Below are 13,147 nucleotides of genomic sequence, written 5' to 3'. Positions count from 1 at the left end.
CCCGACGACGCGACCTCATCCACCAGGATCCACCGGACACGGCCTGGGGTCAGCCGTCGACCAGGTGCAACCGGTGGGCCACCGCTGCGGCTTCGCCGCGACCGGTCACCTCCAGTTTGGCCAGGATGTTGGACACGTGGACGCTGGCGGTCTTGACGCTGATGTACAGCTCCTCGGCGATCTGTCGGTTGCTGCGGCCGTCGGCGACCAGCCGCAGCACGTCGATCTCGCGCGGCGTCAGGGTCGGCAGTGGCGTGCCGGTGTCGCCCTGGGCGGTGGGGGCCATCCGGGCGCGGCGGGTGAGCAGGTCGATGAGTTCGCGCAGGGTCTTGGCGTCCAGGAGGACGGCCACCTCCGCGGCGGCGGCCAGCGGAGCCGCGGCGGCGTCGCGGTCGCCGGCGGCCAGGAGCGTCTCCGCGTGCCGGAATCGGGCCCAGGCCGTGCGGTACGGCTGCTCGGTCAGCTCCCAGGCGCAGACGACCCGCCCCCACAGCTCGGCGTCGTCGGTGCCGGCCGCCCGGGCCAGCTCGGCCTTGACCAGCGATTCGTACGCCGCGTCCAGCGCGCAGTCCACCGAGAGCGAGTCGGCCATGGCCGCGATCCGGTCGGCGATGTCCTGGCGGGTCTTCAGCTCGGACTCGCGCGGACGCACGGTCGAGGTGCGCGCGTCCGCCTCGTTCGCCGCCGCGTCCGCCAGCAGTTGCCACATGTAGCGCTGGTGGCCCGGCGGGCAGCCGACCCCCTCCAGGGCCGCGATCAGTGCCTCGCGGGACTCGTCCAGCCGGCCCTGCGCCTCGGCCACCCGGATCTCGGCACGCGCCAGCGGGATCCCGTACTGCGCCTCGACGTAGCGCGAGCCGGCGGCCAGTCGGGAGCGCTTGAGATGCGCGGTCGCGCCGCGCACGTCGCCGCGGGCCAGGCACAGGTCGACCAGTTGCAGTTCCAGGTGGCGGGTGGTCTGCGGCCCGGGGTCCAGGTCGAGGGTCTTCTCCACCAGCGTCTCCAGGTCGGCCCAGTCGCCGGCCGAGAGCAGCGACTCGGCGAGGTTGCCCAGCGCGAACGAGCCCGAGGTGCGGGTGAGTCCGCGCTCGGCGGCGATGTCCATCGCGCGCCGCGCGGCCACCGCGCTCTCCCGGTGTCGGCCCAGGCCCTCCAGCAAGGACGCCTTGTTGCTCAGGATGTGCACCAGGCTGTCCGGCTCGCTGCTGCTGATCGCGTTCTCCTCGGCCAGCGCGAGTTGCGCCATCCCCTCCTCGATCCGGCCGATCTGCACCAGGCCGCACGCCAGCGTCTTGCGCGCCTCCGCCTCGATGTCGGGGCTGTCCACGGTGCGCGCGCGCTCCAGCGCGAGCAGGGCCTCGGCGATCGCCTCGTCGCCCTCGCCGTCGAGCATGCGGTCCCGGGCGATGTGCGCGAGTACCCGGGCCTGTTCCATCGACGGCGGCAGGCCCTCCAGGATCTGCTGTGCCCGGCGCAGCTCCGGCATGCCCGACGAGCGGCACAGGTTGCGCAGGCTGCGGGCCTTCTCCCGCCACAGGAAGGCGGCCAACTCGGGTTCGGCGACCGGGTCCACCAGTTCGATCGCGCGCTTGCAGAAGTGGATGGCCAACTCGCGCTCGCTGCCCAGTCGGGCCGCGGTGACCGCCTCCATGTAGATGTCGAGCAGCCGGCGACCGCTCAGCTGCTCCGGATCGGGCACCTGCTCCCACAGCAGCAGCGCTCGCTCCAGCAGCCTGGTGCGCTCGTCGAAGGCATACCGCTCGCGTGCCGCCTCGGCTGCGGCGAGCACCGCCGGCAGCGCCTTGACCGCCTTGCCGGCGTGGAACCAGTAGGTCGCGATCCGACCGCGCAGCTCGTCGGCCGCGACCAGGTCCGGGCAACGTTCGAGCGCCTCGGCGAAGGTGGCGTAGAGCCGGACCCGCTCACCCGGCATCAGGTCCTCGCGGATCGCCGTGCGCACCAGCGCGTGGCGGAACTGGAACTCCTCGCCGACCGGCACCAGCACGTGCGCGGACACCGCCGTGCGCAGCGCCTCCTCCAGGCGATCCGGGTCCAGCCAGGAGACCTCGGTGAGCAGCCGGTGGCCGACGGTGACCCCGCCTATCGCCGCCAGTCGGATCACCTTCTGGGTGTCCTCGGACAACTCCTCGATCCGGATCAGCAGCAGATCGCGCAACGTGTCCGAGATACCGGTGAGTTGGCCGTCCCGGATGCTGCACGCGAGTTCCTCGACGAAGAACGCGTTCCCCTCGGACTTCTGAAAGATCTGACGGATCAGCCGGCGCGGCGGGTCCTCGCGCAGGATGCCGCGCAACTGGTCGCCCACCTGGGACCGGGTGAGTCGGGCCAGGTCGATCCGGGAGACGTTGTGCACCCGATCCAGCTCGGCCAGGAAGGATCGCAGCGGATGCCGCCGGCCGACCGCGTCCGCCCGATACGTTCCGACGATCAGGATCCGGCCGGTGCGCAGCAGCCGGAACAGGAAGCCGAGCAGCTCGCGGGTGGACGAGTCGGCCCAGTGCAGGTCCTCGATCGCGATCACGAGTGTGCGGTCGCCGCCGAGCCGCTCCAGCAGGCCGAGCATCAGCTCGAACAGTCGGACCCGGTCGAACTCGCCGTCGCGCGCGATCGTGCCCGGCGCCAGGTCGGGCAGCAGCCACGCGAGGTCGCGCTCGCGCCCGGCGACCGCCTCGGCCAGCTCGGGGCCCACGCGGCGGGACAGGGTGCGCAGCGCCGCCGAGATCGGCGCGAACGGCAGACTCTCCGCGCCCAGCTCCAGACAGCCGCCGACGGCGGTCACCGCGCCCTGTGCCTCGGCCCGCTCCAGGAACTCCTGGAGCAGGCGTGTCTTGCCGACGCCGGCCTCGCCCCCGACGAGCACGACGCCCGGCGTGCCCTCGTCGGCGTCGCGCAAAGCCGTGAGGAACCGCGCCATTTCCAATGACCGGCCTACGAACACGGGAGAAACAGAAGTACTCGCCACAGTGCCGAGCATGTCATGTTCCTTCGCTTCGCAGCCGGGGTTTTCACCCCCGGCGAAACCCGTTTGTGCAGGTCAACCAAGGGGTTTCGGCGAGCGTGGCGGGCATCACGTGCTCACCGCGCGTGCTGGTGCAGGCCGGATACCCGCCACCCGATCAGGCCGCGATCGGAACTGAGCCCCCCGGCGCCTTGGCCGGTTCGCCGCTCCTCGCGCCGGGCCGCCCGGGCCGCCTTGGCCGCGGCCCGGCCCGCCCGCAGCGCCTCGCGGACCACCCGGTCCTGGTCGGCGGTCGCCCGCAGCTCGCGCTCACGGGCCCGAAACAGTTCGTACTCCAACATGGTGTCGACCTCCTGGTCACCCGAGCCGGTCGCTCCGGCTCGTGGTACGAGCCTCGCGTCCCAGGGGGCCTGCGGGCATCGGTCGGATGCCGCATCCGTGGTGCTCGACTCGTCCCGGATCGATCTAAGGCGCCTCGGGAGAACCCGATAAGGGGGTCGAACAGACCTGAGGAGAACCCCGGTCGAACATCGCGTCGTGCCGGTTCGTGGGCGTATACCGGGCCTATGCCGGGCCTACGTAAGGGTCCGCAGGACTGTGTAAGGCTGCGAAGGGCTTACCCGTGGCCCGCGTCCGACCCGTGCGCGGCCGAGACGACGAAGGGCCCTCGGTCGCATCGCGACCGAGGGCCCCACTCGGTTCCACCGAGCGGTCCTCGTCAGGACACGCCCAGGCGCTCCAGGATCAGCTCGCGCACCCGGGCCGCGTCGGCCTGCCCGCGCGTGGTCTTCATGACCGCGCCGACCAGGGCCCCGACCGCCTGCACCTTGCCGCCGCGGATCTTGTCGGCGATGCCCGCGTTGGCCGCGATCGCCTCGTCCACGGCCGCGCCGAGCGCGGAGTCGTCGGAGACGACCTTGAGCCCGCGCGCCTCGACCACCGCGTCCGGCTCGCCCTCGCCGGCGAGCACGCCGTCGATCACCTGGCGGGCCAGCTTGTCGTTCAGCTCGCCGCTCTTGACCAGCGCCGACACCCGGGCGACCTGGGCCGCCGTGATCGGCAGCGTGGCCACCTCGACGCCGCGCTCGTTGGCCCGCCGGGACAGCTCGCCCAGCCACCACTTGCGCGCCGCGTCCGCGTCGGCCCCGGCATCGATCGTGGCCAGGATCACGTCGAGCACGCCGGCGTTGACCATCGACTGCATCTCGAAGTCGTTGACGCCCCACTCGGCCCGGAGCCGGGCACGCCGCAGCGACGGCAGCTCGGGCAGCGTGGCGCGCAGTTCCTCGACCCACTCGCGCGCGGGCGCGACGGGCACCAGGTCGGGCTCCGGGAAGTAGCGGTAGTCCTCGGCCTCTTCCTTGATCCGGCCGGCGGTGGTGCTGCCGTCCTCCTCGTGGAAGTGCCGGGTCTCCTGCACGATGGTGCCGCCGTCGGTCAGGACGGTGGCGTGCCGCTGGATCTCGAACCGGATGGCCCGCTCGACCGAACGCAGCGAGTTGACGTTCTTGGTCTCGCTGCGGGTGCCGAACTTCTCCCGGCCCTTGGGACGCAGCGACAGGTTCGCGTCGCAGCGCATCTGGCCGAGTTCCATCCGGGCCTCGGACACCCCGAGTGCGCGGATCAGCTCGCGCAGCTCGGCCACGTACGCCTTCGCCACCAGCGGGGCCAGTTCGCCCGCGCCCTCGATCGGCTTGGTGACGATCTCGATCAGCGGGATGCCGCACCGGTTGTAGTCGAGCAGCGAGTAGTCCGCGCCGTGGATGCGACCGGTCGCGCCGCCCATGTGCAGCGACTTGCCGGTGTCCTCCTCCATGTGCGCGCGCTCGATCTCCACCCGCCAGGTCTTGCCCTCGACCTGGACGTCGAGGTACCCGTCGAACGCGATCGGCTCGTCGTACTGCGAGGTCTGGAAGTTCTTCGGCATGTCCGGATAGAAGTAGTTCTTCCGGGCGAAGCGGCACCACTCGGCGATGTTGCAGTTGAGCGCGAGGCCGATCCGGATCGCCGACTCGACCGCGATCGCGTTGACCACGGGCAGTGCGCCGGGCATGCCCAGACAGGTCGGGCAGACCTGGCTGTTGGGCTCCGCGCCGAACTCGGTCGAGCAGCCGCAGAACATCTTGGTCGCGGTGCCCAGCTCGACGTGGACCTCCAGGCCCATCACCGGGTCGTAGGTCTCCAGCGCGTCCTCGTAGGACATCAGGCTGGTGGTACTCACAGGACGTCGGCCTCCGTCAGCTCTTCCTCGACCTCGCGCATCGCCCGGATCAGCAGCGCGAAGCCGGTGACCACGGCGGCGGCGCTGATCACCGCGTCGGCCAGCTCCAGCTTGTCGTTCTTGCCGCGGGCCTCCTTGATCTGCTTGAGCACACCGATCGCGCCGAACAACTGCATGCCGACGCTGAAGACCTTGGCGACGTTGCTCTTGGGGGCTTTCTTCTTCTTGGCCATATCGACTCCTCGAAAAGTCAGAGCGCGGGTGCGCGGTCGAGCAGCGGGGCACCCCAGCGGGACAGGTAGGCGGCCTCGACGGCGGCACCCACCCGGTACAGCCGGTCGTCGGCCATGGCCGGCGCGATGATTTGCAGGCCGACCGGCAGGCCGTCCTCGTCCGCGAGGCCGCACGGCAGCGACATCGCGGCGTTGCCCGCGAGGTTGGACGGGATGGTGCACAGGTCCGCGAGGTACATCGCCATCGGGTCGTCCGCGCGCTCCCCGATCGGGAAGGAGGTGGTCGGCGTGGTCGGCGAGACCAGCACGTCCACCTGCCCGAAGGCGGCCTCGAAGTCGCGGGTGATGAGCGTGCGGACCTTCTGGGCCTGGCCGTAGTACGCGTCGTAGTAGCCCGAGGACAGCGCGTAGGTGCCGAGCATGATCCGGCGCTTGACCTCGGCGCCGAAGCCTGCCTCGCGGGTCAGCGACATGACCTCCTCGGCCGAGTGCTCGCCGTCGTCGCCGACCCGCAGCCCGTAGCGCATCGCGTCGAAGCGGGCGAGGTTGGACGACGCCTCCGAGGGCGCGATCAGGTAGTACGCCGGCATCGCGTAGGTGAAGTTCGGGCAGGAGATCTCGACGATCTCGGCGCCCAGCTCGCGCAGCAACTCGACCGCCTCGGCGAACCGTGCCAGCACGCCCGCCTGGTAGCCCTCGCCGCCGAACTCCTTGACCACACCGATCCGCAGGCCCTTGACGCTGCCGCTGCGCGCGGCCTCGACCACGTTCGGCACCGGGGCGTCGATCGAGGTCGAGTCGAGCGGGTCGTGCCCGGCGATCGCCTCGTGCAGGAGTGCGGCGTCGAGCACCGTACGGGCGCACGGGCCGCCCTGGTCGAGCGAGGACGAGAAGGCGACCAGGCCGTAGCGGGAGACGCCGCCGTAGGTGGGCTTGACGCCGACCGTGCCGGTGAGCGCGGCGGGCTGGCGGATCGAGCCGCCGGTGTCGGTGCCGATCGCCAGCGGTGCCTGGAAGGACGCGATGGCGGCGGCCGAGCCGCCGCCGGAGCCGCCCGGGACCCGGCTCGGGTCCCACGGGTTGCCGGTCGGGCCGTAGGCGGAGTTCTCGGTCGAGGACCCCATGGCGAACTCGTCCATGTTGGTCTTGCCGAGGATGACCACGCCCGCGTCCTTGAGCCGGCGGGTCAGCGTCGCGTCGTACGGCGGCTTCCAGCCTTCGAGCATCCTCGACCCGCAGGTGGTCGGCACGCCCTTGGTGGTGAACACGTCCTTGAGCGCGAGCGGTACGCCGGCCAGCGGGCCGAGCCGGTCGCCGCGCGCACGGGCGTCGTCGACGGCCTTGGCCGCGGCCAACGCGCCGTCCGCGTCCACGTGCAGGAAGGCGTGCACCTTGGCGTCGACGGCCTCGATGCGGTCCAGGTGGGCCCGGGCGACCTCGACGGCGGTGACCTTGCCGTCGGCGATGGCGGAGGCGGTCTCGGCCGCGGTCCAGCGGATGGTCTCGGTCATGGCCGTCACTCCTCTCCCAGGATGCGGGGCACCCGGAAACGCTGCTCTTCGGCGGCCGGCGCACCGGACAGCGCCTCCTCGGGGGTGAGCCCGGGGCGGATGACGTCCGGCCGCATGACGTTCGTCAGCGGCAGCGGGTGCGAGGTCGGCGGGATGTCGTCGGCTGCGACCTCGGCGACGCGGGCGACCGCGCCGATGATGTCGTCGAGCTGCGCGGCGAGGTGATCAAGCTCCTCGGCCCCGAGCTCCAGCCGCGACAGCCGGGCGAGGTGGGCGACCTCCTCGCGCGTGATGCCAGGCATGCAGGCGGGTTCCTTCGGTTTCGTCGGGTGTGGGCGCCAAGTCTATTGCGAAGCCGGAACGGATTCCGTGACGGACCGACCCGTCCGCACCGCGCCCGGCCGCGGACGGTTCGTCGGCCCTCGCGACGGCACCGCGCCGCCGCCCAGGTGCGAATATTTCCGGCCGGATGGCACATCTCGTCGAACAACCCGGAAGTAACTTCACTCAAATGCCAACTTCCGTTACCGACTGGGTAAGAGAACCTTGCGAAGCCACTCTCCGGTCTGCGTCCCCCCGCGTCGATCGGCCCTTCGCACAACTCTTGGGCCCGGCGTCCGAGAGCGCGCTCGTCAAGGACTCGGGGCTTGGGAGGGGACACGATGGCCGCCATCGTGCTGGTACACGGGATCGCGCAGGAATACAGGTCGGCCCACACGCTCGAGGAGGAGTGGGTCCCACGGCTGGCCCGGGGAGTGAAGGCCGCGGGGTTTCCCGAGGTCGCGGATCGTCTGTGGAAGTACCGCCACACCCGTCGCGGGATCGACGCGCGGATGGCGTTCTACGGTGACCTGCTCCGCCGACACCCGTCGCAGGGCGAGATGATCGACGAGACCATCGAGCACGAGGTGACCGCGCGCATCGGTCGCGAATGGCTGGATCGTGCCGCGGTCCGCGGTTCGGTTCCGCCGGAACGGCAGCGCGCGGCAAGGGAGATCGCCCGCCTGGAGGGCGGTCCGGGGGAGACGGGTCGCACCGTCGTGCTCTCCCCCACGTGCGGGCTCGCCGGGCTGCGCTGGTTCGCCGCCGACGGGCCGGGCTCGGCCGGCGGCTTCGTGAACAAGGCGCTGACCCAGCTGACCCGATACCTGACGGATGATCAGACCAGAAATCGGGTGCTCGATCGGGTCGGTGCCGAGATCGGCTTCGACACCAAGGTGGTGATCGGGCATTCGCTCGGTGCGGTGGTCGCGTACGAACTCGCCCACCGGCTGCGCAGACCACTGCCGTTGTTGATCACGCTCGGGTCGCCGCTCGGGCCGGACACCGTCGTCGACTCGTGGGTGCGACCGCAGCCCGCGCAGCCGCCGGCATTCGTCGAGAACTGGGTGAACCTGGCCGATCGCGACGACCTCGTGGCCGCGGATCCCACCCTGTCGCGGATGTTCCCGGTCCCCGCGGACGGCGGGCCGGTGCTGCGGGGTGGTTACACCGGCGAGCATGGGGCGGAACCGCACAAGGCCTGTTTCTACCTTCAGCGACGCGAGATAGGTCGGAGCGTGGGGTTGGCCTTCGGGACATAGCGCCGTACGCACGAGCCGTGCGCACGAGCCATGCGGCCGACCGGGGCAACGGCCTCGGGCGGGCGGCCTGCGGCCCGCTGTCCTCAAGCGCCGGACGGGCTGTTTGGCCTCAACCGCCGGCCGGGCCGGATTTTCGGCCCGGTCGGCGGTTGAGGTTGCCGTACGAACTCGGCGCTCGAGATCGGCGCGGTGCGGGTGGGCTTTCCGGTCAGGGGAGGGTGGACAGGATGTCGTGGACTATCGGGCCTGCCGAGCCGCTGCCGGTGATGCCCGCCTCGACCAGGCACGCGATCGCGACGTTGCCTCGGTAGGCGACCAGCCAGCCGTTGTTCGGGCCGTCCTCGGTCACCTCCGCGGTGCCGGTCTTGGCGCCGACATCGCCGGGCAGGTCGGCCAGCACCTTGGCCGAGCCGTCGGTCACCGTGGCCCGCATCAGCTTGCGCAGGTCGGCCACCACCGGCGCGCTCAGGCCGCGGGCCTCGGCGGTGGGTCGTTGTCCCTTGATCACCACCGGCTGGCGGAACTTGCCCGAAACCGCGGTGGCCGTCGCCGAAGCCATCACCAGCGGGTTCGCCTGCACCGTGCCCTGGCCGAACATCGCGGCCGACTTGTCGGTCTCGTCCACCGGCAACGGGACCTTGCCGTCGAAGGACGCGATACCCGTCTTCCACTCCCGGCCGATGCCGAAGTGCTCGCTCGCGAACCGGCCCAGTTCGTCGTTGCCGAGCTTGCCCCGCAGGTTGACGAACGCCGTGTTGCACGAGTGCATGAAGTCCTCGCGGAACGTGGCGCCGCGGATCTCCGAGGTCTCCACGTTGTGGAACTGCTTGCCGACGGTGAGGTATTTGGGGCAGTCGACGAGGTCGCTCGGCGTGACCGCGCCCTTGTCGAGCAGGGCGGCCGTGGTGATCACCTTCATCGTCGAGCCCGGCGCGTACCGCCCCATGAAGGCCCGATTCATGCCGGTGGTCGGCGCGTTCGCGAGGGCGAGCACCTCGCCCTTGTCGATGCTCAGCGCCACCAGGCCGACCAGCCGACCCTTCGCATGCCTGGCCACCGCCGTGTCCGCCGCGCGTTGGAGCCGCGGATCGATCGTGGTGGCCACCGGGCCACCGCCGGCGGCCGGCTTCGGCGCGCCGAACTCGGCCTCGGTGGACTCGACCGCGCCGGTCTGACGGTTGATCAGTTGTACCGCCCCGCCGGCCGATCCGCCCGCGCCGCCGGTCGCGCCGAAGATGGGGGTCAGCGACGGGTGGTCGGCCGGCGACAACACGCCTCCGTCGCGGTCGAGCACCTTCACCGTCGAGCCGCCCGCCGTGCCCTTGGTCAGCCGGAACTTGGCCGCCGCGCCGAGTTTGGGATGCACCAGCGACGGCTGCCACTTCACCAGCCACCCGCCCGGTCCGCCGCCCTTGGTCAGCGCGAGCGTCGAGGCGTAGTTCCAGGTGCCCAGCCCGCCGACCGGCATCGCCGCGCCGAACGGCACCGCCACCTCGCCGTCGGTCGCCGCCTTGGCCGGCCCCGGAGTGAAGGTGGGCGCGGTTATCTCCAAGCCGACGGTGAAGCTGCGCAGCGTGGTCTCGGCGGTCTGCGGGTCGTCGGTCAGCGCGGCCGCGTCCGCCCAGCGCCCGGCCGCCCAGTGGTCGAGGAAGACCCGCGCCGCCCGATCCGCCTCGGCGCCGCCTGCTCGCGCCGGCCCGGCCCGATTCTCGTCCGAGTCGCCGAACCAGCGATCGGCCGCGGCCCAACCGCCGCCGCCCAGCACCAGCGTTCCGGCCACCAGGAGCGCCGGCCAGGCCCGTCGCCGCCTGCCGGCCCGCCGGGACGGTCCGGGTCGCCGCCCCTCCCGGAGCGTGCTCGGCCCGAGCGGCGCCGGCCGGTCCGAGCCCGTCCCCGCCCGTGCCCGTTCGGCCCGATCCGCTCCCGCCGACCCGCCCACCCCATACGACCTGTCCGCCGTCATGTCCGGCCCTCCCGATCTCCGCGTGCTGCCAGGAGAACAGGGATTCGATCGGATGGTCCAAGACCGTTATCGCACCGGATCCGATAGTCGAATGACTATCATTGCCGGTCATGGACCTGCTCCGACACCTCCGGTACTTCCGGACCGTTGCGGAGGAGGGACATGTCGGTCGGGCCGCCGAGCGGCTGCGGATCGCCCAGCCGTCGTTGTCCCAGCGCATCCAGCGCCTGGAACGCGAACTCGGCGTGCGGCTGTTCGACCGGAACAGCCGCGGGGTCGCCCTCACCCCGGCCGGCCGGGTCGTCCTGGCCGAGGCGGCCGAGCTGCTCGCCGCCGCCGACCGGCTCGGCGGCGCTGTGGCGGGGCTGCGCGGCGGCAGTACCGGCGCGATCCGCGCGGCGGTGCCGCCCGATCTGGGCGGTGCGGCGGTCGCGGCGATCCTGACCGGCTTTCGGGAGCGCTCGCCGGGCGGCGCCCTGGAACTGCGCGAGCTGACCACCGCTCGGCAACTGCGCGAGTTGGCGGCCGGCACGCTGGACGTCGGCCTGCTCCGGCATCCGTGCGCGGTGGCCGATCTGGAGGTGGGTCCGATGCTGCATCAGCCGCTGGGAGTGCTGCTGGCGGCCGGGGATCCGCTCGCGGCCTCGGCCGAGGTCGCGCTCGCCGATCTGACGGGGTGTGAGCTGGTGCTGTTTCCGCGGGAGTTCGCCCCGGCGCTGTACGACGAGACGCTGACCGCGTGCGCCCGGCACGGCTGTACGCCGGCGCTCGTGCACGATGTGGCCGGCGGCGACTTCGCCCGGGCGCTGGTGTTGTCGGGCGCGGCGGTGGCACTGGCGCCGCCGACCACGCCCGACCCGGGCACGGTGTGGCGCCCGCTGGCGGGCACGCCGCTGGCCTGGCGAACCTCGACCGCCTGGCCGCGCGGCGCCGACGGGCCTGCCGTACGCGCGTTCACCGAGACCGCGCATGCGGCCCTTCGGCGGCATGCCGGGGTGCTCGGCGAGCGTCCGGGGCGTCCGGTCTTCCCGCGTCCGGCCTCGGAGTTCCCGCTGTGACCGGGTCCGGTGCCCCGCGTGCGGGCGTCCGACGTGCCGTTCGGAGTCGGATCGCCGACGCGTTCGCCGACGCGGGGGTGAGCGGTGTGCTGCACGCGGTCGACATCGACGCGGGCACCGAACTCGACCTGGGCGCCGATACCCTGCACAGCACGGCGAGCCTGCACAAACTGTGCCTGGTGGCCACGCTGTTCCGGGAGGCGGCGGCCGGCCGGGTCGAGCTGACCCGGCGCATCGAGCTGCCGGCGGGCGCGGAACGCAGCCCCGGGGGCACGGGCGTGGCCGCGATGCTCGATCCGGTCGCCATGTCGCTGCGTGACCTCGCGTCGCTCGCGATCGCGGTGAGCGACAACGCGGCGGCCGACGCGCTGTGGGACGAACTGGGCCTGGACACGGTCAACGCGACCATGGCCGAGTTGGGGCTGACCCGCACGGTGGCGATCGAGCCGCTGCGCGAGATGTACGCGGGCATGCGGGAGGACGCCGGTCCGGCGGGGCCGGCCGGGCTGGTCGACCCGGCGGTCGTGGCCCGGCTGCGGGCGCTGGATCCGCTCCGCTCCAACCGGGGCACCCCGCGCGACCTGACCCGGCTCCTGGGCGCGATCTGGCGGGACGAGGCGTGTGGCGGCGAGTACGGGGTCGGGCTGCGGCGGGTGCTCGGCCTCCAGGCGTGGTCGCATCGGCTGGCGTCCGGATTCCCGTTCGACGACGTGCGGGTGTCCGGGAAGACCGGGACGCTGCCGACGATGCGGCACGAGGCGGGAGTGGTCGAGTATCCGGACGGCGGCCGCTACGCGATCGCGATCTGCACCCGGGCGGCCGACACCGCAGCGGCCCTGCCGGCCGCGGACGCGGTGATCGGCACGGCGGCCAGAATGGCGGTCGACGCACTCCGCCTCGTGGAACGCGAAACCGCCACCGGCCGCTGAGCACCGGCCCGCCGGCGCGGTGCGCACCGCACCGCCGCCGTTCGGGCCCTACCGGTTGCGGTGGATATCGCGGCGATTGCCGACAGCCATGACCCATATGATCAGTTGGCCGTGTTCGATGGTGTACACGACCCGATAGTCCCCGACTCGCCGACGCCATCGCGAGCCGTGCCCTTGGAGGGCTTTGATATCGAAAGCCCCAGTGCCTCCCGCGTCCATCGCGCGCTGGAGTTCGATCAGACGATGGAGGATCCGCACGGCATCGGGGCGGGGAATCTCGAGCAGATCCCGCTGGGCATGCGGCGTGAACCGGGTGACGCAACCCATGCGGAATCAGGCGTGGTGGGATCGGAGCAGGGCGGCCATCCCTTCGAGAGAGACCGACCCTTCGACGCCCTCGGATTCCGACTCGTCCGCCAGTGTGTCGAGCCAGGAGTCCTCGACGCCGTCCGCAAGCAGACGCAAGCGCCGGTACTCGTCGATGTCGATCACGATGGCTTCCTCCTTTCCCCGCCGCGTGATGATCGTCGGCGTCTCGTCCCGCCGAGCGCGATCGAGGACGTCCGCAAGGTGGCTACGGACCTCAGCCATGGAGGCAGTCACAGGCTCACTCATGTCACGAATGTGTCAGATGTACATGTAGTACATGGAATCCGTGGGTCTTGCGAG

At 71.8% G+C, this 13,147-nt stretch carries 12 protein-coding genes; 3 read left to right on the top strand and 9 right to left on the bottom strand.

The window, feature by feature from the left end:
* Positions 1-49 precede the first annotated feature (49 nt).
* From ACFZBU_RS01060 to gatC, 6 genes are all read right to left on the bottom strand, one after another.
* On the bottom strand, positions 50-2,995 hold the full coding sequence (locus ACFZBU_RS01060) for a helix-turn-helix transcriptional regulator (protein ID WP_391581335.1): 2,946 nt from the start codon (positions 2,993-2,995) through the stop codon (positions 50-52).
* Positions 2,996-3,096: 101 nt separating this feature from the next.
* Entirely contained in the window at positions 3,097-3,321 is a 225-nt protein-coding gene (locus tag ACFZBU_RS01055; RefSeq protein WP_391581334.1) for a hypothetical protein, read from the bottom strand.
* A 377-nt stretch (positions 3,322-3,698) separates the two neighbouring features.
* On the bottom strand, positions 3,699-5,183 hold the full coding sequence (gene gatB / locus ACFZBU_RS01050) for an Asp-tRNA(Asn)/Glu-tRNA(Gln) amidotransferase subunit GatB (RefSeq protein ID WP_391581778.1): 1,485 nt from the start codon (positions 5,181-5,183) through the stop codon (positions 3,699-3,701).
* Positions 5,184-5,197: 14 nt separating this feature from the next.
* The gene (locus tag ACFZBU_RS01045; RefSeq protein WP_020556325.1) at positions 5,198-5,434 is read right to left on the bottom strand and encodes a hypothetical protein; all 237 of its coding nucleotides are present in this window, start codon (positions 5,432-5,434) and stop codon (positions 5,198-5,200) included.
* Positions 5,435-5,451: 17 nt separating this feature from the next.
* Positions 5,452-6,945: an Asp-tRNA(Asn)/Glu-tRNA(Gln) amidotransferase subunit GatA gene (gene gatA / locus ACFZBU_RS01040; protein WP_391581333.1), complete on the bottom strand. Its 1,494-nt coding sequence runs from the start codon at positions 6,943-6,945 to the stop codon at positions 5,452-5,454.
* 5 nt (positions 6,946-6,950) lie between these two features.
* On the bottom strand, positions 6,951-7,247 hold the full coding sequence (gene gatC, locus ACFZBU_RS01035) for an Asp-tRNA(Asn)/Glu-tRNA(Gln) amidotransferase subunit GatC (RefSeq protein ID WP_355535084.1): 297 nt from the start codon (positions 7,245-7,247) through the stop codon (positions 6,951-6,953).
* 360 nt (positions 7,248-7,607) lie between these two features.
* Here gatC and ACFZBU_RS01030 point away from each other — a divergent pair, with 360 nt between their 5' ends.
* The gene (locus ACFZBU_RS01030; RefSeq protein WP_391581332.1) at positions 7,608-8,528 is read left to right on the top strand and encodes an alpha/beta fold hydrolase; all 921 of its coding nucleotides are present in this window, start codon (positions 7,608-7,610) and stop codon (positions 8,526-8,528) included.
* 208 nt (positions 8,529-8,736) lie between these two features.
* Here the strand turns inward: ACFZBU_RS01030 and ACFZBU_RS01025 are convergent, their stop codons facing one another.
* Positions 8,737-10,308, bottom strand: coding sequence for a penicillin-binding transpeptidase domain-containing protein (locus ACFZBU_RS01025; protein ID WP_391581331.1), 1,572 nt, complete (start codon positions 10,306-10,308; stop codon positions 8,737-8,739).
* A gap of 293 nt (positions 10,309-10,601) precedes the next feature.
* Here ACFZBU_RS01025 and ACFZBU_RS01020 point away from each other — a divergent pair, with 293 nt between their 5' ends.
* Entirely contained in the window at positions 10,602-11,549 is a 948-nt protein-coding gene (locus ACFZBU_RS01020; RefSeq protein WP_391581330.1) for a LysR family transcriptional regulator, read from the top strand.
* Positions 11,546-12,478 carry a serine hydrolase gene (locus tag ACFZBU_RS01015; protein WP_391581329.1) on the top strand — a complete coding sequence of 311 codons (933 nt, stop codon included), beginning with the start codon at positions 11,546-11,548 and terminating at the stop codon, positions 12,476-12,478. Before ACFZBU_RS01020 ends, ACFZBU_RS01015 begins: the two co-directional genes overlap by 4 nt.
* A gap of 48 nt (positions 12,479-12,526) precedes the next feature.
* Here the strand turns inward: ACFZBU_RS01015 and ACFZBU_RS01010 are convergent, their stop codons facing one another.
* Both ACFZBU_RS01010 and ACFZBU_RS01005 read right to left on the bottom strand, forming a co-directional pair.
* Positions 12,527-12,805, bottom strand: coding sequence for a type II toxin-antitoxin system RelE/ParE family toxin (locus ACFZBU_RS01010; protein ID WP_391581328.1), 279 nt, complete (start codon positions 12,803-12,805; stop codon positions 12,527-12,529).
* Between the two features lie 6 nt (positions 12,806-12,811).
* Positions 12,812-13,093, bottom strand: coding sequence for a type II toxin-antitoxin system Phd/YefM family antitoxin (locus ACFZBU_RS01005; RefSeq protein WP_391581327.1), 282 nt, complete (start codon positions 13,091-13,093; stop codon positions 12,812-12,814).
* Between the last annotated feature and the right edge of the window lie 54 nt (positions 13,094-13,147).

It is taken from the genome of Embleya sp. NPDC008237 (assembly GCF_042956465.1).
Classification (GTDB): Bacteria; Actinomycetota; Actinomycetes; order Streptomycetales; family Streptomycetaceae; genus Embleya.
The sequence above is the reverse complement of the archived record's forward strand: the minus strand, read 5'-3'. Positions and strand labels throughout refer to the sequence as shown.

What these genes read in the sequence shown, in the direction of transcription:
- gatB (WP_391581778.1), bottom strand. Translation starts at nt 5,183, where the DNA reads ATGTCCTACGAGGACGCGCTGGAGACCTACGACCCGGTGATGGGCCTG.
- ACFZBU_RS01030 (WP_391581332.1), top strand. Translation starts at nt 7,608, where the DNA reads ATGGCCGCCATCGTGCTGGTACACGGGATCGCGCAGGAATACAGGTCG.
- gatA (WP_391581333.1), bottom strand. Translation starts at nt 6,945, where the DNA reads ATGACCGAGACCATCCGCTGGACCGCGGCCGAGACCGCCTCCGCCATC.
- ACFZBU_RS01005 (WP_391581327.1), bottom strand. Translation starts at nt 13,093, where the DNA reads ATGAGTGAGCCTGTGACTGCCTCCATGGCTGAGGTCCGTAGCCACCTT.
- ACFZBU_RS01010 (WP_391581328.1), bottom strand. Translation starts at nt 12,805, where the DNA reads ATGGGTTGCGTCACCCGGTTCACGCCGCATGCCCAGCGGGATCTGCTC.
- ACFZBU_RS01020 (WP_391581330.1), top strand. Translation starts at nt 10,602, where the DNA reads ATGGACCTGCTCCGACACCTCCGGTACTTCCGGACCGTTGCGGAGGAG.
- ACFZBU_RS01055 (WP_391581334.1), bottom strand. Translation starts at nt 3,321, where the DNA reads ATGTTGGAGTACGAACTGTTTCGGGCCCGTGAGCGCGAGCTGCGGGCG.
- gatC (WP_355535084.1), bottom strand. Translation starts at nt 7,247, where the DNA reads ATGCCTGGCATCACGCGCGAGGAGGTCGCCCACCTCGCCCGGCTGTCG.
- ACFZBU_RS01060 (WP_391581335.1), bottom strand. Translation starts at nt 2,995, where the DNA reads ATGCTCGGCACTGTGGCGAGTACTTCTGTTTCTCCCGTGTTCGTAGGC.
- ACFZBU_RS01045 (WP_020556325.1), bottom strand. Translation starts at nt 5,434, where the DNA reads ATGGCCAAGAAGAAGAAAGCCCCCAAGAGCAACGTCGCCAAGGTCTTC.